This is a genomic window from Marinobacterium maritimum (assembly GCF_039523155.1).
Classification (GTDB): Bacteria; Pseudomonadota; Gammaproteobacteria; order Pseudomonadales; family Balneatricaceae; genus Marinobacterium; species Marinobacterium maritimum.
Genome location: NZ_BAAAET010000006.1, coordinates 76,460 through 100,229, shown reverse-complemented (window position 1 = coordinate 100,229; position 23,770 = coordinate 76,460). Strand labels below are relative to the sequence as shown.

Sequence of the window (23,770 nt, the reverse complement as noted above, 5' to 3'; positions counted from 1 at the left end):
TCTCATTCAAAGTTTTTCAGGAACCGGTCTTGAACAGCTTCATCTGCAGCATCCATCCGGATAGTTGCAGCAAGATGAAGGTGCCAAATAGGGAAAATGGGCTCAGAGGTCGAACCAGCATGAAGGTTGCGCTGAACAGCGCGACCGCCAGCATCATTTTCCCTATTTCGCTCGCGTACATACTGACCAGTACGGTGCGTGCACTGTTGGCGTTCCGGTTACCCAGCGCGCGCCAGGTAAAATACAAATTCGGTAGCAGGTAGAGCATGCCCCCCAGAAAAGCCGAGTAGGCTTCCACTGTGCCGAGCAGCAAACAGGCCGCAGATACGATCAGTATCAACGCGGCCTGTAACAAAAAGATGCGCATAAACCCGCGAAAGCTGCGCTGGCCATAACGGCTGCGTGCTGCCGGGGCCTGTTCTGCCTCACCTTTTCTCAATTCTGATCCTGTTTCCAGCCTGAACAGTGCCCAAATTGCGGCCCGATTATAGGCATTCCCCCCCACATTCTCAACTCAATCCCGACAGTTTTGCACTAAGGTCTTAACTTCCTGCGTCCTTGGTGCGCCGGGTCATGAGATCAGCTGCAGGATCGCCTCAAGCTCCTCACGGGACTTGAAATCGATCGAGATCTTGCCCTTGCCGTTGGCACCACTGCGAATGCTGACACCCGTCGACAACCGCTGTGACAGGGAGCCTGCCAGCTGTTCCAGCGCAGGGTCCACCTCGGGCTTGGGTTTGGCAGGCGCTTCGGCCTGCCCCTGGTAGCGCTTGACCAGCTGTTCGGTCTGACGCACGGACAGCTCTTTCGCCACGACTTCGTCCGCGGCACGAATCTGCACCAGCCCCTGCAACGCCAGCAGCGCTCGGGCATGACCCATCTCCAGATCACCATGCTCCAACAGCGTACGGACTTCCGGTGTCAGGTTCATCAGGCGCAGCAGGTTGGTGATGGTGGAGCGCGACTTGCCCACGGCATCGGCGACCTGTTGCTGAGTCAGCTCGAACTCGGTTTGCAGGCGCTGCAGTGCGATCGCTTCCTCGATCGGGTTGAGGTTTTCGCGCTGAATATTCTCGATCAACGCCATCGCGATGGCGGCTTCGTCCGGCACGTCGCGAATGATTACCGGGATCTGGTTCAAGCCGGCCATCTGGCTGGCACGCCAACGGCGCTCGCCAGCGATGATCTCGTAGCGCTCATCCGCGATCGGACGGACTACGATCGGTTGCATCACGCCCTGACTGCGGATGGAGCTGGCCAGCTCTTCCAGCGCTTCGGGATTCAGGTCCCGTCGTGGCTGATAACGCCCCGGTTCTATGACGTTTACCGCCAGTTCGCGCAGGTTACCCTCCTGCGCGCTGCCTTTCGCCGCAGCAGCCGTACCCTGCTCACCATCGCCATGACTACCCGACACATCAGACAGCAGTGCATCCAGGCCCCGTCCCAGTCCGCGTTTCTTCACTACCATTTACTCTGTTTCCTGTTCCGTCAACGCTGTTTCCGTCGGGGCCGTTTCGGCCGCCTGCTCACGGTCGGTGCGCCGGATCAATTCACCGGCCAGGGCCAGATAGGCCAGGGCACCGCGCGAGTTCTTGTCATACTGCAACGCCGGCAAGCCGTGGCTTGGCGCTTCCGCCAGACGCACATTGCGCGGAATCACCGTGCGATAAACCTTGTCACCAAAATACTCCACCAGATGGGCCGAGACATCCTTGGTCAGGCTCATGCGTGGATCGAACATGGTGCGCAGGATCCCCTCGATTTTCAGCGAGGGGTTCAGGCGCTGGTTGATCTTGTTGATGGTACCGACCAAAGCACTGATCCCTTCCAGCGCGTAATACTCGCACTGCATCGGGATGATCACCCCGGCGGATGCGGCCAGCGCGTTCACGGTCAGCAGGTTCAGTGATGGCGGGTTGTCGATCAGGATGTAGTCGTAGTCATCCATCACCGGCAGCAACGCCATTTTCAGCCGGAATTCACGGCGCGGCAGCTGCAGCAGTTCGACTTCGGCGGCCGTCAGGTCCCCGTTGGCACCGATCAGATGGTAGCCGCACTGGGTCTCAGTGATGATCGCATCGGCCGCACTGGCCTGATCGGTGAGCAGCTCATAGACCGAGCACTCAAGCTGATGCTTGTCGATGCCGCTGCCCATGGTCGCGTTCCCCTGAGGGTCCAGGTCAATCATCAGCACCCGCTTGTGAGTCGCCGCCAGTGACGCCGCCAGATTGACGCAGGTGGTTGTCTTGCCCACGCCGCCCTTCTGGTTGGTAATGGTGATGATTTTGGCCACGCCTATGCTCTCCCTAGAATCAGCAGGTGCCGCTCGCCATCGGTATCCGGCAGTTGTAGCCGGTGAGTTTCACGGAGCACAAAGCCTGCCGGCATCTGTTCAATTTCGGACTCAGGATACAGCCCTTTCATGGCAAGAAAAACACCCTGATCAGCCGCCAGGTGACCGCTCAAGTTGAGCATGTCGGCAATGGACGCAAAGGCGCGCGAGATCACCATGTCAAACGGTTCGGCGTCGACCACCTCGACGCGGCCATTGATCACGGTCAGGTTGTCCAGGCCCAGTTCAGCCTTTACCTGTACCTGAAAACGGGTCTTCTTGCCGTTGCTGTCCAGCGTGGTCACCTGCAGATCGGGACGACAGATCGCCAGTGGAATCCCGGGCAGACCCGGCCCGCTGCCCACGTCCAGCAGGCGGCCTTCGCCGATCCAGGGCAGTACGCTGAGACTGTCGACCAGGTGACGGGAAATCATCTGCGCCGGGTCACGCACGGCGGTGAGGTTGTAGGCCTTGTTCCACTTCACCAGCATCTGGTGGTAGGCCAACAGGCGCTCGATCTGGCTGTCGTCCAGTTCAATCTGCAGCGGTTTCAAGCCGCGCAGCAAAAGGTCACGGAATTCGGACATTACTCGGCTACCTGCTTGTTGACGCTTTTGTTGAGCTGACGTTTCTTCAGGTACACCAGCAGCAGCGAGATCGCCGCCGGGGTCATGCCCTGGATGCGGGATGCCTGCGCCAGGGTCTCCGGACGCTGCTGGCCCAGCTTCAGCTTGAGTTCGTTGGACAACCCACTGACCTGGTCGTAATCAAAGTCATCCGGCAGGCGAGTATTTTCCTGACGACGCATCTGTTCGATCTCGCCTTTCTGACGCTCGATATAGCCGGAATACTTGAGCTGAATCTCGACCTGCTCAGCCGCCTGCTCGTCTTCGATCGGCTCGCCCTTGAGATTGGCCACGTCCGGGTAGTTCAGCTCGGGGCGCTTGATCAGATCGGCCAGATTGTATTCCCGGTTCAAACCGGTCTTCAGCTTCGCATCAAGCTGCTCGGCTTCCGGCGTGTTCGGATGCACCCAAGTATTTTTCAGCCGTTGCAGCTCCTGCTCCATAGCTTCTCGTTTGGCCTCGAAGCGCGCCCAGCGCTGATCACCCACCAGACCCAGTTCGCGGCCCTTTTCGGTCAGGCGCAGGTCGGCATTGTCTTCGCGCAGGATCAGGCGGTATTCCGCCCGGCTGGTGAACATGCGGTAAGGTTCAGACGTCCCCAGGGTAATCAGGTCATCGACCATCACGCCGATGTAGGCCTCGTCACGACGCGGATACCAGGCTTCGCGGTCCAATGCCCGGGCGGCGGCGTTGTAGCCGGCCAGCAGTCCCTGAGCGCCCGCTTCTTCATACCCGGTCGTACCGTTGATCTGACCGGCAAAGTAGAGCCCCTGGATATGTTTGGTTTCCAGTGTGTGGCGCAGGTCCTGGGGGTTGAAGAAGTCGTACTCGATGGCATAACCCGGTCGCGTGATATGGGCATGCTCGAAGCCACGAATGGAGCGCACCAGTTCCATCTGCACATCGAACGGCAGGCTGGTTGAGATGCCGTTGGGATAGAGCTCGTGGGTGGTCAGCCCTTCGGGTTCGACGAAGACCTGATGCTGGTCCTTGTCGGCAAAGCGGTTGATCTTGTCTTCGATGGACGGACAGTAACGCGGCCCGATTCCCTCGATCACGCCGGTGTACATTGGTGAACGATCGAGGCCACCGCGGATGATGTCGTGGGTGCGCAGGTTGGTGTGCGTGATGTAGCAGTTCACCTGCTGCGGATGGTCGTCAACACTGCCCATGAATGACATCACCGGCGTCGGTGTATCACCCGGCTGTGGCTGCATCACCGAAAAATCGACACTGCGGGCATCGATACGTGGCGGTGTTCCTGTTTTCAGACGATCGACCCTTAACGGCAGTTCACGTAATCGCTGTGCCAGGCGGACCGATGGCGGATCTCCCGCACGCCCACCGGCATGGTTGTCCAGACCGACATGGATGACACCTCCGAGGAACGTGCCTGCGGTCAGTACCACTGAACGGGCATGAAAGCGGATGCCGGTCTGGGTGACGACCCCTTTCACCGTTTCCCCTTCCATGATCAGGTCATCAGCCGCCTGCTGAAAGATCTGCAGATTGGGCTGGTTTTCCAGAATGGAGCGAATCGCGGCCTTGTACAACACACGGTCCGCCTGGGCACGGGTGGCTCTGACCGCCGGTCCCTTGCGGGCATTAAGTATTCGGAACTGGATACCACCACGATCGGTGGCACAGGCCATGGCGCCATCCAGAGCATCGATCTCCTTGACCAAATGGCTTTTGCCAATCCCGCCAATGGCCGGGTTGCACGACATCTGTCCGAGCGTCTCGATGTTATGGGTCAGAAGCAGTGTTTTGGCACCGATGCGGGCGGCTGCCAGGGCAGCTTCGGTGCCGGCATGTCCGCCACCAATCACGATCACATCAAAGCGGTCAGGGTAGTCCACTGAAGGCCTCACATATTGCAGGTTAGAGCTGGCCGAAACTGGCCGGAGAAAAGGGTGACAAGTATAGCGCTCCCGGAAGCGTTAAGAAATGGTCAAAATTTAGCCAGCCCTTCCTTATGACCTTTTGACGGACATACAGGACATATATAAGTAAGAAGAAAGGATATATATAAGAAAGGATTGTTATTGTTCTTTATATATAGGCAGCCCTGTTTTCAGGGATATCCATGTTTTTCTCTTTATCATCAGCTACTTACGACTATACAAACCCTGTTGTCCAATACGGTTCAGGCTGGTGAGCGCCTGAGGACAGCATGTGTACAGAATGGCCAATTATGCACAGGGTAAAGTTATCCCGTGATGAGACACAGTTATTCACCGGTCATGATCACAACAACTTCCCAGCCTTGTGTGCATAGTTTGAGCGGCGAACAACTCTGTTGGTTCACTCTGCATAAGTAGAGTATATCCTAGGGATAAGCGAGATGTGGATAACAATTCGTCCCAAGAAAATGTGATCGGCGCAGTGAATAACCCTGTGTGCGAACTGTATAACTTGTTCCCGCTGCGAGGCCTGTTTTTGTGCATAATTTATTTTTAAATAGAAGATTAAGCTATAGAAATCATTAAAATCAGTATGTTACTTGATTCTGCCCTGTGTGCTTTTATGTGAATAGATGAGTTTTCAACATGCGAGCCAGGCGCAGGTTTTCTGAGTTGTATGTGTTTTATACACTTCGGGGAAGTATGGCTGTGGCTGTGGAAATCAGTGGTAGGCGGGAAAAAATTTCGCTTGTGAATAAATTGCGGCCGACTGAATCGGCCGCGGCAGGTGTTACTGACGGATGCCCTCAATGCTGAGGATCAGGGTGACCTCTTCCGCAGCGGGGCCTAGTTGAGCATGGATGTTGAAGTCGGCCAGGCGGATTTTGGTGCTGCCCTCAAAGCCTGCACGGTAACCGCCCCAGGGATCCTTACCCTCACCAATCGGAGCTGCATCGATGACCACTTCTCGGGTGACACCATGCAAGGTCAGGTTGCCGGTTACAGCCAGTCGTCCGTTCTTCAGTGTCTCGACAGCGGAAGATGTAAAACTGGCACTGGGAAATTCATCCACAGCCAGGAAATTTTCGCCGCGTAAATGCTTGTCACGCTCGGCATGATTGCTGTCCACACTGGCTGGATCGATCTGGACACTGATTCGGCTGGCTTCAGGGTTAGTGCTATCCCAGCTGAAGGAGCCACTGAAGTCATTAAAGCGGCCATAGAGCCAGCTATACCCCAGGTGACTGATCTTGAAATTAATGAAGGCGTGCTGGCCGCGGGTATCGATGGTGTAATCGGCGGCCTGTACGGACAGGCTGCTCAATGCCATTGAAGCGCCCAGCAGCAGGGTGCCCAGAGTTTTCTTCATCTTATTGATCCTCGTGTGTGGAAATCGTGGGGTTGAGCATGCGTACCAGTGTGGTGTCACGATCATAAACATGATGTTTGAGTGCGCCCAGTGCATGAAGTGCCGTCAGAGTCAGTACGCTGATGGCGGACCAGTAATGGAACTGGCCGGCAAGATCGGCCTGCTGCTCCAGTCCACTGATCAGTGCGGGTATCTCGAACCAGCCAAACAGGCTGATGCCTTCTCCTTTGGCAGTCGAAATCAGGTAGCCGCTGGTCAGGATTACGGCCAGCAAGGCGTAGAGTGCCCGATGTGTGAGGTGTGCCAGCCGTCGCTCCAAGTCGCTGTGGCTCTTGGGGGGCTGGGGTACAGGCTGACGGCAACGCCAGTAGAGTCTGAACAGCAGCAGCGGGATCAGCAGCAGGCCGATACTCTTGTGCCAAAAGGGAGCAACCTGATACCAGGGACTGTAGTAACCCAAATCGACCATCCAGAGTCCAAGGATGGCGAGGCCGATAATGGCAATGGCCATGCTCCAGTGGATCAGGATGGCGATCCAGCCATAGGCGGATGAATGGTTGTTGAACTGCATGCAATATCCTCCGGTTGAGCTGCTCATTGTGCCAGCCCACCCGGAGGAGAAAAATGGTGATGAATGGAGGGGAATAATCTAAAAAGCTGATGACTTGGGCTATTTACCGATGCAGAAAGAGCTGAAGATACGTCCCAGCAGATCATCGGAGGTGAATTCCCCGGTGATCTCGCTCAGTACCTGCTGTGCCTGACGCAGATCCTCGGCCAACAGCTCGCCGGCTCCATGCAGCTGCAGCTGTTCGGCACCGGTATCGAGCAGCTCGCGGGCGCGTTCCAGCGCATCGATGTGGCGGCGGCGGGCCATGAAGCCGCCTTCGGTGGTGCTACTGAAGCCCATCACCTCTTTCAGATGCTGGCGCAGCAGATCCACACCCTGCTCTTGCCGTGCGCTCAGTGAGATCAGTGTGTACTCACCCTGTTGCGTCAAACCGATCGCCTCGCCGGTCAGGTCGGCCTTGTTACGGATCAGCGTGACATGGCTGAAGTCGTCCAGGTGGTCGGCCAGCTCGGGCCAGAGCTGGGCCGGGTCGGTGGTGGCCGACTGGGTACTGTCCACCATCATCAGAATGCGGTCAGCCTTGCGGATCTCTTCCCAGGCGCGATCGATGCCAATGCGCTCCACCGCATCAGGGGCATCCCTCAGGCCGGCGGTATCGATGATATGCAGCGGCATGCCGTCGATGTGGATATGTTCGCGCAGCACGTCTCGGGTGGTGCCCTCGATATCGGTGACGATAGCGGTTTCACGCCCGGCCAGGGCGTTGAGCAGGCTCGACTTGCCGGCGTTGGGACGACCGGCGATCACCACGTTCATGCCTTCGCGCAGCAGGCTGCCCTGGCGGGCTTCCTGACGGACTTCACCGAGTTGCTGCAGGATCAGATCAAGATCGTTTTGCACCTTGCCGTCTGCGAGGAAGTCGATCTCCTCCTCGGGGAAGTCGATGGCGGCTTCGACGTAGATACGCAGCTGAATCAGCGCCTCGACAAGTGCATGTACCCGTTCGGAAAAGGCGCCCTGCAACGAGCGCAAGGCACAGCGAGCCGCCTGTTCCGATGAGCTGTCGATCAGGTCGGCGATCGCCTCGGCCTGCGCCAGGTCGAGCTTGTCATTGAGGAAGGCGCGTTCGGAGAACTCGCCGGGACGTGCCAGGCGCGCGCCGAGGGCGATACAGCGCTGTAGCAGCAGGTCGATGATCACCGGGCCGCCGTGACCCTGCAGCTCGACCACGTCCTCGCCGGTAAACGAGTGCGGGTTGGGGAAATAGAGCGCGATGCCCTGGTCCAGCACCTGTCCGCCCTCGCCCAGGAACGGCGTGTAGTGGGCATAACGCGGTTTGGGGCAAAAGCCCAGCAGCTGTTCGGCGATGCTCAGCGCCTGTGGACCGGACAGACGGATAATGCCGACGCCGCCGCGTCCGGGCGGTGTGGCCTGGGCGGCGATGGTGTCCTGTTGAGTGCTGAGCATGTGAGTCTCCTGGCCATGATCGTGATTCTGAAACGCAAAAAGGCTCCCGAAGGAGCCTTTTATTTTACTGCGGAAGCGGACGTTAGTCTTTCGCTGCGCCTGCTTCGATCTGTTTGTTGATCACCCACTGCTGAGCGATCGACAGGATGTTGTTGACCAGCCAGTACAGTACCAGACCTGCCGGGAACCAGAGGAAGAAGAAGGTGAACAGAATCGGCAGCATCTTCATCATCTTGGCCTGCATGGGGTCAGGCGGAGTCGGGTTCAGTGACTGCTGGATGAACATGGTGACACCCATCAGGATCGGCAGGATGAAGTACGGGTCCATCTGCGACAGGTCCTGGATGTAGCCGAAGAACGGTGCGTGGCGCAGCTCAACGGATTCCATCAGTACCCAGTACAGCGCGATGAACACCGGCATCTGTACCAGGATCGGCAGACAGCCGCCCAGCGGATTGATCTTCTCCTTCTGGTACAGCTTCATCATCTCCTGGGACATCTTCTGGCGGTCATCGCCATAGAGTTCCTTCAGACGCGTCATTTCCGGGCCAAACTTGCGCATCTTGGCCATCGACTTGAACGCCTTGGCATTCAGGTGGAACAGGGCGGCCTTGACCAGGATGGTGATGCCGATGATCGACAGACCCCAGTTGCCAACGACGGAATGGATCCATTTGAGCAGCATGTACAGCGGCGAAGCGATCCACCAGAGCCAGCCGTAATCGATGGTCAGGTTCAGGTTGGGTGCAATCTGCTCCAGCTGGTCGACATCTTTCGGACCGGCATAGAAGGTCGCGCTGACCGTCTGGGTCTGACCCGGTGCCACGCTGAAGTCCGGTGACAGGAAGCCGGCGATGTAGTTGCCGTTCAGCTTGCGTGTCTGGTAGGTGTATTCGGCACCCGGTGCCGGAATCCAGGCACTGAGGAAGTAGTGCTGCACCATGGCAACCCAGCCATCCGGGCTGCTGGTCTTGAAACGCTCCTCATCCATGTCGCCGAAGTCAACCTTCTGGTAGTTGTTCTCGGCGGTGGAGAAGACAGCACCCAGGTAGGACTGCATGCCCATGGAAGTTTGCTGGGACGGGTCCGGGGTGCCGTCGCGCTTGATCTGGCCAAAGAGCACGGCATCGAAAGCGTCGGCGGAGCCGTTGTTGACGATGAACTCGACGCCAACCTTGTACTCACCCTTGGCAAAACTGAAGCGCTTGGTCACCTGAACACCGCTGTCGGTAGTCAGGACCAGGTCGACATTCAGGCTGTCGCCATCCATCACATATTCGGTCTGTTGGCTGGTGTACAGCGGGCGACCGCCCTTGGCCGCATCCGGGCCGTCCTGGCCGATCAGACCGCTTTGGGCAACATAGGTACGGTTGCTGTTCTGTTCCAGCAGTACGAACGGCTGGTCACTGTTCAGCACCGCATCATGCTGCGGCAGTGCGGCCTGGATGATGTCGCCACCACGCGGGTCGACCAGCAGGTCCAGCACATCGGTGCGGATATGGATCAGAGAACCGCTTTCTGCTTCCGCAACGGCGCTGTTGTCGGTGACCGGGATATCGGCACTGGCAGACGCATCGGATGCCTGGGGCAGTTCGGCAATGCTTTGGGAGTCGCCACTGTTGCTGTAGGCGGAAACGGTGGTCGCTTGCTGCTGCGGCTGGTGCTGGGCAGGACCATAATCTTCATTCCACTGCAGCACCATCAGGTAGGAGACCAGTGCCAGAGCGGCGATCAATATGACTCGCTGTACATCCATGGTGGTAGAACCATCAGTTTGTTATGTGAGCTTTCGGGCTTTTTTGCCGGCACGTGTCCAGCAACGCCTGATCATGGCATGCAAATCCGGGTTTTCCAGACCGTCCAGTCCCTTGCGGGCCAGAATGATCATGTCGAGAGCCGGGAGTTGATGCTGGTGCAGGCGAAACGATTCGCGAATGATACGCCGAACCCGGTTGCGTTGCACCGCCCGACGGACATTTTTCTTGGATATGACAAAGCCGATCCGGGGATGTCCAAGATCGTTGGGGCGGGCCAGAATCAGCAGGTGCTGATCCGGTACTTTGACGACCGCACGGTCGAAAACGCGTTTGAAATCCCCACCAGTCAACAAGCGCAACTGGCGGGGATATCGGAAGTCGGTCATTCAGTCATGCGACCTTATACAGAGTCTGAATCAGGCAGACAGACGCTTACGACCTTTGGCGCGACGACGGTTCAGAACCTGACGACCATTTTTGGTGGCCATGCGAGCACGGAAGCCGTGGTTACGTTTGCGTTTCAGAACGCTGGGTTGGAATGTTCTTTTCATTGCTCAGTCCTGCTTTCACTGATGTACGTGAGGTGGCTGATAACCACGGGTACAAAATCGAGACGCGAAATTTTATGGAATTGCTGGTTATCTTGCAAACAATTTTTGTGCTTTGCCGCATATTCTTTCTCTGAGCAGGTTTCAGCTCCTGAAAATACCGGCAGACAGGCAGGTGAGAAGGGAAAACTCATGTTGTAATCAATATTCTGGGGTTAATTATTATTATCAAAGCAAAAACAATAGTTTGGTCTGTTGGTAACTCTGCATAAAAGGTGTTTTTAAACTGTATTTTGCGGACTTTTGGCAGGTTTTTACCGGGGTGATCCTGGATTTTGGCTGCCGACTCAAGGTTATTCATCTTTTTGCACAAAAGCCGCATTTACTGTGGATAACCACTCTGTGAGGCGTTAGAATAGTCTTCTTTCTTTATATAGTACGATCACCCTTGGGCTCTGTAGGCTGAGCGGTCGGGAGTAGATGGATGTCAGTTGATCTTTGGGAGCAGTGCCTGAGAGCCTTGCAGCAGGAGTTTCCCTCCCAGCAATTCAACACCTGGATCAGACCTCTGCGTGCGCAGGACAGTGCGGACAATGAGCTGCTGTTGCTGGCACCGAACCGCTTCGTCAAGGACTGGGTGGCGGACAAGTTTCTGGCTCGCATCCAGCAGGCAGTCTGTGAAGCCATCGGCGATATGAGTGTCGAAGTGCGTCTGGATGTGGCCGGTCAGGTGGGCGCGGCAATGCCCCGTACCCGCACTGCCCCGGGCCGTATGCGGGCAGCGCGTCCGGCTGCTGAGCGCATGGCGCCGATTAGCCAGCCAACTCAAGCACCAGCTCCAGCTCCTGTACCCAGTGCAGCACCGACCTATGAACCGGTGGCTGAGCCTGAACCGGCTCCTGCTCCCGCCGTTATGCCCGCGATGGTCGAGCCCGAGGCACCTGAGCCTCTGAGTGAGCCGGTTGTCGAACCAACACCGCAGATGGGCTTCTTTGATCAGTTTGAGCAGCCTGAAACCACCGGTGGCATTCAGCCCATGGGCGGTCGCCGGGTCGAGGTTGAAGGCGGTGTGCGTCACCAGTCCAACCTCAACCCGATGTTTACCTTCGAGTCCTTCGTGCAGGGCAAGTCCAACCAGCTGGCGCTGGCCGCCGCCCAGCAGGTGGCCGACAACCCGGGGGGATCGTACAACCCGCTGTTTATCTATGGCGGTGTGGGCCTGGGTAAAACGCACTTGATGCACGCGGTGGGCACCGAGATGCTCAAGCGCAACCCCAACGCACGTATCGTCTATCTGCACTCCGAGCGTTTCGTGGCCGACATGGTAAAGGCGCTGCAGCTGAACGCGATCAATGACTTCAAACGCTATTACCGCTCGGTGGATGCACTGCTGATCGACGATATCCAGTTCTTTGCCGGCAAGGAGCGCTCCCAGGAGGAGTTCTTCCATACCTTCAATGCGCTGCTGGAAGGTGGTCAACAGATGATCCTGACCAGTGACCGCTATCCGAAAGAGATCCACGGCGTTGAGGAACGACTGAAATCACGTTTCGGTTGGGGGCTGACGGTGGCGATCGAGCCGCCGGAACTGGAGACCCGGGTCGCGATCCTGATGAAGAAGGCGCAGGAAGCGCAGGTTAACCTGCCGGATGATGCGGCCTTCTTCCTCGCGCAGAAGATCCGGTCCAACGTGCGCGAGCTTGAAGGTGCGCTGAAGCGGGTGATAGCGAATGCTCACTTCACCGGTAATGCGATCAATACGCCCTTTATCAAGGAATCCCTGAAGGATCTGCTGGCGTTGCAGGACAAACAGGTTAGTATTGATAACATTCAGCGGGTGGTGGCTGACTACTACAAGATCAAAGTGGCAGATCTGCTCTCCAAACGCCGTAGCCGCTCGGTGGCGCGGCCGCGCCAGATGGCGATGAGCCTGGCAAAAGAGCTGACCAACCACAGTTTGCCCGAGATCGGGAATGCGTTTGGTGGCCGAGATCATACGACAGTGTTGCATGCCTGTCGCAAGATCAAGGAACTGCGTGAAACCGATACCGATATTGCTGAAGATTACAAAAACCTGCTGCGTCATCTGACGGCGTAGTGATGGACCTGACAGGGTAGCCTGAATCATGAGACTTGTTATATCCCGCGAAGCGCTCATCAAACCACTGCAGCTGGTCGCTGGTGTTGTGGAACGCCGTCAGACGCTGCCGGTGTTGTCCAATATCCTGCTGGTGGCTGAAGGCAACCAGCTGTCGCTGACCGGTACCGACCTGGAAGTTGAACTGGTGGGTCGCGTACAGCTGGAGGAAGCGGCTGAAGCCGGTTCGGTGACCGTGCCGGCCCGCAAGCTGATGGATATCTGCAAATCCCTGGCCGACGATGCCCGTATCGAGCTGGAGCTTTCCGGTCAGAAGATGATGATCAAGTCCGGTCGCAGTCGTTTCAGTTTGTCGACCCTGCCTGCGCACGAGTTCCCGAACGTGGAAGACAGCCCGGAAACCTTCGAACTGCAGCTGCCGCAGTCGGCGTTGCGCCGCCTGATCGAGCAGACCGGTTTCTCCATGGCACAGCAGGATGTTCGTTACTACCTCAACGGCATGCTGCTTGAGGTCAAGGATGGCGAACTGCGCAGTGTGGCAACCGACGGCCACCGTCTGGCCACCTCGGTCAGCCCGGTACAGACCGATACCGGCTCTCAGCAGCAGATCATCGTCCCGCGCAAGGGTATCCTTGAGCTGGCTCGCCTGCTGCAGGGTGGTGACGAGAACGTCAAGCTGGTGATCGGTGCCAACCACATTCGTGCCAACGTGGGGGACTTCACCTTCACCTCCAAACTGGTCGATGGCAAGTTCCCCGACTACCAGCGCGTGATCCCGCGCAACGGCGACAAGGAGTTGCTCGGCGACCGTCAGGAGCTGCGTCAGGTCTTCAGTCGTATCGCCATCCTCTCCAACGAGAAGTACCGTGGTGTGCGTCTGACCTTGAACGATGGTTATCTGCAGGTGATGGCGAATAACCCTGAGCAGGAAGAAGCGGAAGAAACCGTGGCCGTGGATTACCAGGGCGGTCACCTGGAGATCGGCTTCAACGTCAACTACCTGCTCGACGTGTTGTCGATCCTCAACTCCGACGTGGTGCGTTTCACTCTGCTGGATTCCAACAGCAGTGCGCTGATTCAGGGCTATGATGAGCCCGAAGCGCTGTACGTCGTCATGCCGATGCGCATGTGATCTTTTCGGGCGCCCACCCGGGCGCCCTGCTTCCCGCACCCCGATGCCGCTCAAGCAGCTCAAGATTCAGAACATCCGCAACCTCTCGTCGGTCAGCCTGACCCCGTTGAGCCGTATCAATATCCTTCATGGTGACAACGGCAGCGGCAAGACCAGCGTACTGGAGGCGATCCATTTTCTTGGCCTCACCCGCTCCTTCCGTGGCAGCCAGTTCCGTCATCTGCTGCAGGAGGGTCAGCAGCAGGCTTTGGTATTTGCCCAGGCTGATCCTCTCGGCCAGGGACAGGTCAAGCCGCTGGGGGTTGAGCGCAGCCTCGAGGGTGAGGTGCGGGCCCGGTTTGCCGGGGAAAGTCTGGGTGCGACCGATCTGGCGGAGCTGCTGCCACTGCAGGTGATCAACAGCGATACCTTTGACCTGCTGGACGGCAGCCCCGGGGTTCGGCGCCAGTTTCTCGACTGGGGCGCCTTCCATGCTGATCCGGCGTTCATTCAGCACTGGCGCGGCTTCCGACGCGCACTCAAGCAGCGAAATTCCCTGCTGAAATGTGGTAAAATCGACCCTCGCGTCCGTAAGGTCTGGGACGCCGAGCTGATCCACTATGCCGAGCAGATGACTGAACTGCGCCAGGCCTATATCGACCGCCTGCTGCCCGACTTCGAAGCGGCGTTGAGCGCACTGCTGCAGGGTGTTGAAGTACGGTTGCTGTTCAGCCCGGGCTGGGATCGCAAGAAGGGACTGGAGGTGCTGCTGGCGGAAAGCTTCGAGCGTGATCTGCGCCAGGGCTTTACCAGCCTGGGACCGCAGCGAGCGGACCTCAGGTTCAAGGTTGGCAGCCTCAATGCCACCGACCGCCTTTCCCGTGGTCAGAAAAAACTGGTGGTCAGTGCATTCAGGCTGGCCCAGGGCGCGCTGTTTCATCGCCTCAGCAACCGCGCCTGCATCTATCTGATCGATGACCTGCCGTCGGAGCTCGATGAGCGCCACTGCCGGCAGTTTTGTGAATTTTTGGAGGCGAGTGCCAATCAGTGCTTTATCACCTGCGTGGATCCCGGCCTGCTGAGCCGGATCTGGCAGTCAGACACTGATGTTGCATTGTTCAGGGTGGAATCCGGTACGTTAACGCACGAAGGTGCGCCAGGAGATCAAACATGAGTGGTGAAAACCAGAGTTACGACTCGTCCAGTATCAAGGTTCTCAAGGGGCTTGATGCGGTCAGAAAGCGGCCGGGCATGTACATTGGTGATACCGATGATGGCAGTGGTCTGCATCACATGGTATTCGAGCTGGTCGACAATGGTATCGACGAGGCGCTGGCTGGCTTCTGCTCCGAGATCGGTGTGACCATCCACCCGGACGAGAGCGTGACCGTGTCCGATAACGGCCGCGGCATCCCCACCGATATCCATGAAGAGGAAGGCGTTTCGGCGGCCGAGGTGATCATGACCGTGCTGCACGCCGGCGGCAAGTTCGACGACAACACCTACAAGGTGTCCGGTGGTCTTCATGGTGTAGGTGTATCCGTGGTCAACGCCCTCTCCTCCGACCTCAAGCTGACTATCCGTCGCGCTGGCCAGGTGCATGAGCAGATCTATCACCACGGTGTGCCTGAAGCGCCGCTGGCGGTGGTCGGTGAAACCGAACAGACCGGCACCATTGTCCGCTTCAAGCCATCGGAAGATACGTTCAGCAACATCCAGTTCCAGTACGACATTTTGGCCAAGCGCCTGCGTGAACTCTCCTTCCTTAACTCCGGCGTGCGTATCCGCCTGAAGGACGAGCGCAGTGGCCGAGAAGAGGTGTTTGAGTACGAAGGCGGCCTGGGGGCGTTCGTTGAGTTCCTCAACCAGAACAAGTCGCCGGTGAACAAGATCTTCCATTTCAACCTGATGCACGAGAACGGCGTCGGCGTTGAGGTGGCGATGCAGTGGAACGACAGTTTCCAGGAAAGCCTGCACTGCTTTGCCAACAACATTCCCCAGCGTGATGGCGGTACCCACCTGTCCGGCTTCCGTACGGCGCTGACCCGCAGCCTGAACAGCTACATCGAGCAGGAGCAGCTGAACAAGAACGGCAAGGTCAGCACCAGTGGTGATGACAGCCGTGAAGGCCTGACCGCGATCATCTCGGTCAAGGTGCCTGATCCCAAGTTCTCCTCGCAGACCAAGGACAAGCTGGTCTCCTCGGAGGTGAAAACCGCGGTCGAGCAGCTGATGGGTTTGCAGCTGCAGGAGTACCTGCTGGAGAACCCCCAGGATGCCAAGGCCGTCGTTCAGAAGATGATCGACGCCGCCCGTGCCCGTGAGGCGGCGCGCAAGGCGCGTGAGATGACCCGTCGCAAGGGCGCGCTGGACGTGGCCGGTCTGCCGGGCAAGCTGGCGGATTGCCAGGAAAAGGACCCGGCGCTGTCAGAACTCTACCTGGTGGAGGGTGACTCCGCGGGCGGATCGGCCAAGCAGGGCCGTGACCGCCGTACCCAGGCGATCCTGCCGCTCAAGGGTAAGATCCTCAACGTGGAGAAGGCGCGCTTTGACAAGATGCTGACCTCTGCCGAGGTCGGTACCCTGATCACCGCGCTGGGCTGTGGTATCGGCCGCGAAGAGTTCAATCCGGACAAACTGCGTTACCACCGTATCATCATCATGACCGATGCGGACGTGGATGGCTCGCACATCCGCACCCTGTTGCTGACCTTCTTCTTCCGTCAGATGCCGGAGCTGATCGAGCGTGGCCACATCTATATCGCCCAGCCGCCGCTGTACAAGATCAAGAAGGGCAAGCAGGAACAGTACCTGAAAGACGACGAGGCACTGGATAACCATCTGCTGCAGGGTGCACTGGACGGCACCAGCCTCTACCCGAGCGAAGACTCGCCGGCGATCTCAGGCCCGGCACTGGAAACCCTGATCACTCGCTACCGTCAGGTCGAGCGCATGTGTCAGCGGCTGAGCCGAGTCTATCCGCAGGAAGTGCTCAAGCGCCTGCTTTACCTGCCGGCACTGAAGCTTGAACAGCTCTCTTCTGCGGATACCGTGCGCCAGTGGTCCGAGCAGCTGTGCCAGGCACTGGCCAACTACGTGGATGGTGGTGAGCGTTACGAGTGTTCGTTGCAGGAAGACCGTGAACACAGCCTCTACCTGCCGCTGATCAAGATCATTCAGCACGGCGTGGATACCGACTATGTCATGGATGTGGAGTTCTTCCGCTCTCGTGACTACCAGGCGATCGTCGAGCTGGGTCAGGAACTGCAGTCTCTGCTCGATGATGGCGCCTATCTGGCGCGTGGCGAGCGTCGCTTTGCCCTCACCGAACTGGGCCAGGGCATTCGCTGGCTGCTTGAGCAGTCCCGTCGCGGCAACACCATCCAGCGCTACAAGGGGCTCGGTGAGATGAACCCGGATCAGCTGTGGGAAACCACCATGGATCCGGATGCGCGTCGCATGCTGCAGGTTACGGTCGATGATGCCATCGCTGCCGACCAGCTGTTCACCACACTGATGGGTGACGAAGTCGAGCCGCGCCGGAACTTCATCGAGTCCAACGCGCTGAGCGTGGCCAACCTGGATATCTGATTCGGTACAGGCTGAAAGCAAAAAGCCGCTCACTCGAGCGGCTTTTTTGTGTTCGTTGTTTACCCGTCCTAACCCCACCTGGGGTCCGTTGCGATAACTTCTTCGCGCTTGGCATGTTCATCCCGAAACCCCTTCAGAATGGGGTAGTCTCTCAGGTTGATCAGTTCACGGAAGTCGGCCCAGTCAATTAGCGTGTACAGGCAGATGGCCGGGTATCGCCAGAGTCTGAAATTGCCTTCCAGCACCTCGTGTTCCAGAGTGGCCAGTGAACTCTTGATTCGCTCTCTCTGCAGGCGGTAGATCATCACCTCGGTACTGGTATCCAGTCCCGAACGCTGACTGAGCAACAGCATCACCAGTGAATCGAGCACCGCGTCGATGATGGTCATGCGGTTCTCTTCCTCCCAGCTGAGTGGCTCGCCAATGCCGTGGATCTGCTGTAGATAACGCGCGATGACGCGTGAGTCGTAGATGGGTTGTTCGTTGTCGATCAGCACCGGGATCTTCATTATCGGTGTCTGTGTGGCCAGGGTCGAACGGCCTTCGGCATAGATGTCGAGTTGTGTATAGGTATAGGGGAGCCCGGCCAGCAGCAGGCGTGTACGGCGTACAAAGGGGGATGTGTTTGAACCAATCAGCTCCATGGGGCCCTCCTGTTCGTCGGTTTCACGTGGAACCTTGGGGGCTATTCAGAGTATAGGTCGAGAACAGCGATAGATTGAAGGTGGGGTTCCACGTGAAACAGGAAGGCCTCTGTGCCCTCGTGGCATAGCGATCCACAAAAAAGCCCCGCGGGTGCGGGGCTTGATTCAACTGTTCCGGCTAGGCTTGTTGATTAGCCGAGCAGCGAGATATCGGCGACACCCAGAAAGAGTCGACGCAGGCGTTTGAGCAGTGCCAGGCGGTTGGCGCGGATCGCTTCGTCGTCGGCCATTACCATGACGTTATCGAAGAAGCTGTCGATCACCTCGCGCAGTGCGGCGAGTTTCTCAAGCGCTGTGCGGTAGTCGCCCTGCTCGAACACCGGCTGAAGGTCGTGTTCGACTTCGGCCAGTGCAGAGGCCAGTGCCTTCTCGGCGTCTTCCTGCAGCAGGTCGGTATCGACGTCGGTGGCGATCTCGCCTTTCTGCTTGCCGAGGATATTGCTGACGCGCTTGTTGGCAGCGGCCAGGGCTTCAGCTTCCGCCAGGTTGCGGAAGTGGCTGACCGCTTCGATACGACGGTCGAAGTCCAGCGGGCTGGTCGGACGCAGTGCGTGCACGGCGAGGAAGGTCTCGGCACTGATGCCGCGATCGTCATACCAGGCGCGGAAACGCTCGAGCATGAAGTCCAGCACGCGGTCGGCCAGGCCTTCGCTGCCCGGCAGTTCGCCGTGCTGTTCAGCCGCCAGGGTCAGCAGCTGATGCAGGTCCAGGTCCAGCTTGTGCTCGACGATGATGCGCAGCACGCCAAGGGCAGCACGACGCAGCGCAAACGGGTCCTTTGAGCCGGTCGGCGGCTGATTTATGCCGAAGAGGCCGGTCAGGGTATCCAAGCGGTCGGCGATCGCCAGCGCGATACCGGTACGGCTGGCGGGCAGTTCGTCACCGGCAAAGCGCGGCTTGTACTGCTCGTCCATCGCCTGAGCGACCTCTTCCGGCTCGCCATCATGCAGCGCGTAGTGATAGCCCATCAGGCCCTGGAGTTCGGTGAACTCGAACACCATGTCGGTCATCAGGTCGCACTTGCTCAGCTGAGCGGCGCGGCGAGCATAACCGGCATCGCCGTTGATCAGTTCGGCGATGGCGGCCGCGAGGCCTTCGATGCGCTGGCTCTTGTCGAAAACAGTGCCCAGCTGCTGCTGAAATACGATCGACTTGAGCTTGTCGATACGTGCGTCGAGCGGCTGCTTCTTGTCGGTCTCGAAGAAGAAGGCGGCATCGGCCAGGCGCGGACGAATGACCTTCTCGTTACCCTCAATCACCTGCTGCGGGTCCTTGGACTCGATGTTGGCCAGGGTGATGAAATACGGCATCAGTTTGTCGTCGGCGTCCAGCGCGTGGAAGTACTTCTGGTTCTCTTTCATGGAGAGAATCAGTGCTTCTGCCGGAACATCGAGGAAACGCTCCTCGAAACGACCGGTCAGCGCCACTGGCCACTCGTTCAGTGCGGTGACTTCATCGAGCAGGTCTTCGTCGATCTGCGCGGTGCCACCGATGCGCTCGCCTTCACGGATCACCTGCTCGCGAATCAGTTCGCGACGCTCGGCGAAATCGGCGATCACCTTACCGGTTTCCTTTAGTACGCGGGCGTAGTCGGCCGGGGCGATCAGCTCGATATCCTGATTGTAGTGGAAGCGGTGGCCACGGGTCTTGCGACCGGCCTTGAGGCCCAGGATCTCGGCGTCGACCACTTCGTCACCGAGCAGCATGCAAAGCCATTTGACCGGGCGTACGAACTCGGTGCGGGACGAACCCCAGCGCATGCGCTTGGGAATCGGCAGCTTGTTCAGGGACTCGGAGACGATGCCCGGCAGCAGGGAGGCGGTGCTCTGCCCCTGCTCTACGCCGCGGTAGACGTAGTAGCTGCCCTTGGGTGTTTCCATCACTTCCAGCTGGTCGATACCAACGCCGCAGGAGCCGGCAAAGCCCTGCACCGCCTTCTCGGGGGCCTGGGTCGCCGGGCCGCGTTTTTCAATCTGGCGGTCGGGCTGTTGCAGCTGGATACCGGTCAGCAGCACGGCCAAGCGGCGCGGCGCGGCATAGGGGCGGGCTTCGGTGTAGCCGATACCAGCGGCATCCAGGCCGGCGGTAATGCCATCAAGGAAGGCGCCGGACAGGGTCTTCAGCGCCTTGGGCGGCAGCTCTTCGGTACCGAGTTCAACCAGAAAATCGTGCTGGGACATTACTTATCCTCCTCACAGGCAGCCAGAACTTCTGCCCGGATCGCGTCGGGGGCCATCGGGAAACCAAGGGCGCGGCGTGCTTCGAAATAGGCATGTGCGACATCGCGGGCCAGGGTGCGCACACGCAGGATGTAGCGCTGACGCTCGGTCACGGAGATGGCGTGACGGGCATCCAGCAGGTTGAAGGTGTGCGACGCCTTGAGCACCATTTCATATGCAGGCAGCGGCAGGTTGGCAGCCAGCAGTTTCTGGCACTCGGCTTCGTAGTGATCGAAGTTGGTGAACAGGGCCGGGACATCGGCATGTTCGAAGTTGTAGGTCGACATCTCCACTTCGTTCTGATGGAAAACATCGCCATAGCTGACAGTGCTGCCGTCCGGATGACGCGCCCAGACCAGGTCGTAGACGCTGTCCACGTTCTGCAGGTACATGGCGATGCGTTCCAGGCCGTAGGTGATCTCGCCGGTCACCGGGTAGCACTCGAGGCCGCCGGCCTGCTGGAAGTAGGTGAACTGGGTCACTTCCATGCCGTTGAGCCAGACTTCCCAGCCCAGTCCCCATGCGCCCAGGGTTGGTGACTCCCAGTTGTCCTCAACGAAGCGCACATCGTGTACGTTCAGGTCGATGCCCAGATGTTCAAGCGAGCCCAGATAGAGCTCCTGAATGTTGTCGGGTGAAGGCTTGAGTACAGTCTGGAACTGGTAGTAGTGCTGCAGGCGGTTGGGGTTTTCGCCATAGCGGCCGTCGGTCGGGCGGCGGCTGGGCTGCACGTAGGCGGAGCGCCAGGTTTCGGGGCCGATCGCCCGCAGGAAGGTACAGGGGTGGAAGGTACCGGCACCCACCTCCAGGTCCAGTGGCTGCACGATGACACAGCCCTGTTCGGCCCAGTATTGCTGCAGGGCCAGGATCAGTCCCTGGAATGTGCTAACGTCTGGAGTCACCTTGTCAGTCACGGAAATCACCATTGCTGTTGAATGTGGTCGAAATAGGAGCAGAATTATACATGATCACGGCGGTGAATGGCCCTACTCCGCTTGACCCCGGGGCATATTTCTGCCCGCCGGCCCGCGATACTTACCCCTGCCTGCGGGTCTGTCTATAATCACTGCCACCAGGCATACCGGATGGAGAAAGTTGTGAAGCTGATCAAGTCGTTGTTGGCCGTTGCCCTGCTGGGATTGCTGTCTCTGCTGCCATTGCGCTGGTCGCAGGCGCTGGGCCGCAAGCTGGGCGATCGTTACTGGCACAAGGGTGATGCAGCCAAGATGACGCGGCAGACGCGACGCAATATCAACGCCTGTTTCCCCGAGTGGAGTGAGTCCGAGCGCGAGGCGCTGGTGCATGCCAGCCTGCAGCAGACCGGTTGTTCGCTGTGCGAGATGGGCATGTCCTGGCTCTGGCCGGCCAAGCGCACGCTGAAAAAGATTCGTCAGGTACACAATGAATCGCTGATTACCGAGGCGGTTGCTGCGGGCAAGGGGGTTATCCTTATCGCACCTCATTTGGGTAATTGGGAGGTGCTCAATCTTTACCTGTCCGCCCAGTATCCCTTCACTGCGATGTACAAGCCGCCGCGGATGAAGCTGATGGACGACCTGATCAAGCGCATGCGTGCTCGACTTGGCACCCGGATGGCCCCGGCCGATACCCGTGGCGTGCGTATGGTTATGAAGGCGCTCAAGCGCGGCGAGATGGTCGGTATCCTGCCGGACCAGGAGCCCGACGCCAGCGGCGGTATCCATGTGCCCTTCTTCGGTGTTCAGGCGCTGACCATGAAGCTGCTGCCCCAGCTGGCGGCTCAGACCGGTGCAGTCGTGGTCTGTGGCTATGCCGAGCGGTTGCCGAATGCGGAAGGCTTCGATCTGCATTTCGTGGCGGCAGAGTCAGGGATCAACAGTCGCAACCTCGAGGAAGCAGCAACGGCGATGAATCTGTCGGTAGAAGCATGTGTCCGTGCCCTGCCGGCACAGTACCAATGGGAGTACCGTCGTTTCAGTACGCGCCCTGAGGGCGCGCCCCGCTTTTACGACTAAAAATGCTCAGTAGTACGACCAATCAACGGCGCCAGAATGCCGGGGTGAACAGCACCAGCATGGTGAACACCTCAAGGCGCCCCAGCAGCATGGCCAGGCAAAGAATCCATTTGGCGGTCGGGTTGAGATCGCCAAAGTGGGCGGCCACCTCTCCCAGCCCCGGACCCAGGTTGTTCAGGGTCGCACCGACTGCCGACCAGGCAGTCACCTGATCCAGCCCGGTGGCCAGCAGCGCTATTAGCATCACCACAAACACGATCAGGTAAACCGAAAAGAAGCCCCAGACCGCCTGCAGGATAGGGTCCGGAATGGCTCTTTGCCCCAGTTTGACCGGAATCACTGCATTGGGGTGGATAAGGCGAAGGATCTCCCGGTAGCCCTGTTTCAGGATCAGCAATATGCGGATTACTTTCATGCCCCCCGCGGTCGAGCTGGCACAGCCACCGACGAACGCCATAACGAAGAGCATGAACGGCAGCATGGCCGGCCAGTGGGCGAAGTCAGCAGTAGCGAAGCCCGTGGTAGTGGCGACGGATACCACCATAAATGAGGCTTTGCGCAGTGAGTCTATGGCGGGATAGGTCTCGGTGATTACAAGTACGAACAGGGTCAGCAGCGTAATCAATCCCAGCAGTGACAGGTAAAAACGGAGCTCGGGGTCCTGTAGGTAGTGCAGCAGCGTACGGTGACGCCAGGCAACAAAGTGAAGGCCGAAATTGATGCCGGCGATCACCATGAAAAAGATGGCAATTGCCTCGATAGCGGCACTGTCGAAGTGTCCGATACTGGCATCATGGGTGGAGAAGCCACCAATGGCAACGGTGGAAAAGCTGTGGCCGATGGCATCGAACGGTGTCATGCCGGCCAGCCAGTAGGCTAGCGCACAAGTAACAGTCAGTGACAGGTAGATGTACCAGAGCGCCTTGGCGGTTTCCGTAATGCGGGGAGTGAGCTTGTTGTCCTTGACCGGCCCCGGAGTTTCGGCACGGTACAGCTGCATGCCCCCGATGCCCAGCATCGGCAGGATCGCTACGGCCAGGACGATGATTCCCATACCGCCCAGCCACTGCAGCTGCTGACGGTAATAGAGGATGGAATGCGGCAGTTCATCCAGTCCGGTCATTACCGTGGCCCCGGTGGTAGTGAGGCCGGAGATGGATTCGAACACCGCATCCACCGCGGAGAGTCCCGGGTGTTCCGACAGCATTAGCGGTAGCGAACCGAAGAGACCCAGTACTGTCCAGAACAGTACCGTGACCAGAAAGCCGTCCCGGATACGCAGCTCCTGACGTACGGCGTACACGGGTACCCAGATAATGAAGCCGGTGACCAGTGTGATGGCAAAGGCGGTACTGAATGCCCAGTGGGTCATGTCTTGATAGTAGAGAGAGACCGCCAGGGGGGGCAGCTGGGTGATGCTGAAGATCATCAGCAGGATACCAAGAATGCGCAGGATCACTTGAAAGTGCATCGACAGAA

The 23,770-nt window shown here is 58.5% G+C and carries 20 protein-coding genes; 5 read left to right on the top strand and 15 right to left on the bottom strand.

Annotation, left to right across the window (positions count from 1 at the left end):
• Window positions 1-16: 16 nt before the first annotated feature.
• The 11 genes from ABD013_RS16935 to rpmH form a co-directional block, all read right to left on the bottom strand.
• Entirely contained in the window at window positions 17-505 is a 489-nt protein-coding gene (locus ABD013_RS16935) for an ATP synthase subunit I (RefSeq protein ID WP_343808737.1), read from the bottom strand.
• A 66-nt stretch (window positions 506-571) separates the two neighbouring features.
• Window positions 572-1,468, bottom strand: a complete 897-nt coding sequence (locus ABD013_RS16930; protein ID WP_343808735.1) for a ParB/RepB/Spo0J family partition protein — start codon at window positions 1,466-1,468, stop codon at window positions 572-574.
• Complete coding sequence (locus ABD013_RS16925) at window positions 1,469-2,293, bottom strand: ParA family protein (RefSeq protein ID WP_343808733.1); 825 nt, start codon at window positions 2,291-2,293, stop codon at window positions 1,469-1,471.
• 2 nt (window positions 2,294-2,295) lie between these two features.
• Window positions 2,296-2,919 carry a 16S rRNA (guanine(527)-N(7))-methyltransferase RsmG gene (gene rsmG, locus ABD013_RS16920; RefSeq protein WP_343808731.1) on the bottom strand — a complete coding sequence of 208 codons (624 nt, stop codon included), beginning with the start codon at window positions 2,917-2,919 and terminating at the stop codon, window positions 2,296-2,298.
• Window positions 2,919-4,817 (bottom strand): tRNA uridine-5-carboxymethylaminomethyl(34) synthesis enzyme MnmG, encoded by a 1,899-nt coding sequence (gene mnmG, locus ABD013_RS16915; RefSeq protein ID WP_343808729.1) that lies wholly within the window; start codon window positions 4,815-4,817, stop codon window positions 2,919-2,921. Before mnmG ends, rsmG begins: the two co-directional genes overlap by 1 nt.
• A gap of 835 nt (window positions 4,818-5,652) precedes the next feature.
• Window positions 5,653-6,231: a YceI family protein gene (locus tag ABD013_RS16910; RefSeq protein WP_343808727.1), complete on the bottom strand. Its 579-nt coding sequence runs from the start codon at window positions 6,229-6,231 to the stop codon at window positions 5,653-5,655.
• 1 nt (window position 6,232) lies between these two features.
• Window positions 6,233-6,802: a cytochrome b gene (locus ABD013_RS16905; RefSeq protein ID WP_343808725.1), complete on the bottom strand. Its 570-nt coding sequence runs from the start codon at window positions 6,800-6,802 to the stop codon at window positions 6,233-6,235.
• A 99-nt stretch (window positions 6,803-6,901) separates the two neighbouring features.
• Window positions 6,902-8,269, bottom strand: coding sequence for a tRNA uridine-5-carboxymethylaminomethyl(34) synthesis GTPase MnmE (mnmE, locus tag ABD013_RS16900; protein ID WP_343808723.1), 1,368 nt, complete (start codon window positions 8,267-8,269; stop codon window positions 6,902-6,904).
• Window positions 8,270-8,351: 82 nt separating this feature from the next.
• On the bottom strand, window positions 8,352-10,025 hold the full coding sequence (yidC, locus tag ABD013_RS16895; protein ID WP_343808721.1) for a membrane protein insertase YidC: 1,674 nt from the start codon (window positions 10,023-10,025) through the stop codon (window positions 8,352-8,354).
• A 21-nt stretch (window positions 10,026-10,046) separates the two neighbouring features.
• On the bottom strand, window positions 10,047-10,412 hold the full coding sequence (gene rnpA / locus ABD013_RS16890) for a ribonuclease P protein component (RefSeq protein WP_343808719.1): 366 nt from the start codon (window positions 10,410-10,412) through the stop codon (window positions 10,047-10,049).
• A 30-nt stretch (window positions 10,413-10,442) separates the two neighbouring features.
• Window positions 10,443-10,577: a 50S ribosomal protein L34 gene (gene rpmH / locus ABD013_RS16885; RefSeq protein ID WP_104005388.1), complete on the bottom strand. Its 135-nt coding sequence runs from the start codon at window positions 10,575-10,577 to the stop codon at window positions 10,443-10,445.
• A 481-nt stretch (window positions 10,578-11,058) separates the two neighbouring features.
• Here rpmH and dnaA point away from each other — a divergent pair, with 481 nt between their 5' ends.
• From dnaA to gyrB, 4 genes are read left to right on the top strand one after another with little or no spacing between them, the layout of a single operon-like run.
• The gene (dnaA, locus tag ABD013_RS16880) at window positions 11,059-12,672 is read left to right on the top strand and encodes a chromosomal replication initiator protein DnaA (RefSeq protein ID WP_343808714.1); all 1,614 of its coding nucleotides are present in this window, start codon (window positions 11,059-11,061) and stop codon (window positions 12,670-12,672) included.
• A gap of 28 nt (window positions 12,673-12,700) precedes the next feature.
• On the top strand, window positions 12,701-13,804 hold the full coding sequence (dnaN, locus tag ABD013_RS16875) for a DNA polymerase III subunit beta (protein ID WP_343808711.1): 1,104 nt from the start codon (window positions 12,701-12,703) through the stop codon (window positions 13,802-13,804).
• Between the two features lie 43 nt (window positions 13,805-13,847).
• Window positions 13,848-14,957 carry a DNA replication/repair protein RecF gene (gene recF / locus ABD013_RS16870; protein WP_343808709.1) on the top strand — a complete coding sequence of 370 codons (1,110 nt, stop codon included), beginning with the start codon at window positions 13,848-13,850 and terminating at the stop codon, window positions 14,955-14,957.
• Window positions 14,954-17,374: a DNA topoisomerase (ATP-hydrolyzing) subunit B gene (gene gyrB / locus ABD013_RS16865; protein ID WP_343808706.1), complete on the top strand. Its 2,421-nt coding sequence runs from the start codon at window positions 14,954-14,956 to the stop codon at window positions 17,372-17,374. The genes recF and gyrB overlap by 4 nt, the downstream gene beginning before the upstream one ends.
• A gap of 68 nt (window positions 17,375-17,442) precedes the next feature.
• Here the strand turns inward: gyrB and ABD013_RS16860 are convergent, their stop codons facing one another.
• The 3 genes from ABD013_RS16860 to glyQ all read right to left on the bottom strand — a co-directional run bounded on the left by ABD013_RS16860 (window position 17,443) and on the right by glyQ (window position 21,223).
• Complete coding sequence (locus ABD013_RS16860; protein ID WP_343808703.1) at window positions 17,443-18,018, bottom strand: glutathione S-transferase family protein; 576 nt, start codon at window positions 18,016-18,018, stop codon at window positions 17,443-17,445.
• A gap of 191 nt (window positions 18,019-18,209) precedes the next feature.
• Complete coding sequence (glyS, locus tag ABD013_RS16855; protein ID WP_343808700.1) at window positions 18,210-20,258, bottom strand: glycine--tRNA ligase subunit beta; 2,049 nt, start codon at window positions 20,256-20,258, stop codon at window positions 18,210-18,212.
• Window positions 20,258-21,223, bottom strand: coding sequence for a glycine--tRNA ligase subunit alpha (gene glyQ / locus ABD013_RS16850; protein WP_343808697.1), 966 nt, complete (start codon window positions 21,221-21,223; stop codon window positions 20,258-20,260). Before glyQ ends, glyS begins: the two co-directional genes overlap by 1 nt.
• Window positions 21,224-21,394: 171 nt before the next feature.
• Between glyQ and ABD013_RS16845 the strand changes: the two genes are divergently transcribed.
• Window positions 21,395-22,291: a lysophospholipid acyltransferase family protein gene (locus ABD013_RS16845; RefSeq protein ID WP_343808694.1), complete on the top strand. Its 897-nt coding sequence runs from the start codon at window positions 21,395-21,397 to the stop codon at window positions 22,289-22,291.
• 22 nt (window positions 22,292-22,313) lie between these two features.
• On the opposite strand, the gene ABD013_RS16840 is transcribed toward ABD013_RS16845, so the two are convergent.
• Window positions 22,314-23,762, bottom strand: a complete 1,449-nt coding sequence (locus ABD013_RS16840) for a TrkH family potassium uptake protein (RefSeq protein WP_343808691.1) — start codon at window positions 23,760-23,762, stop codon at window positions 22,314-22,316.
• Window positions 23,763-23,770: the final 8 nt, after the last annotated feature.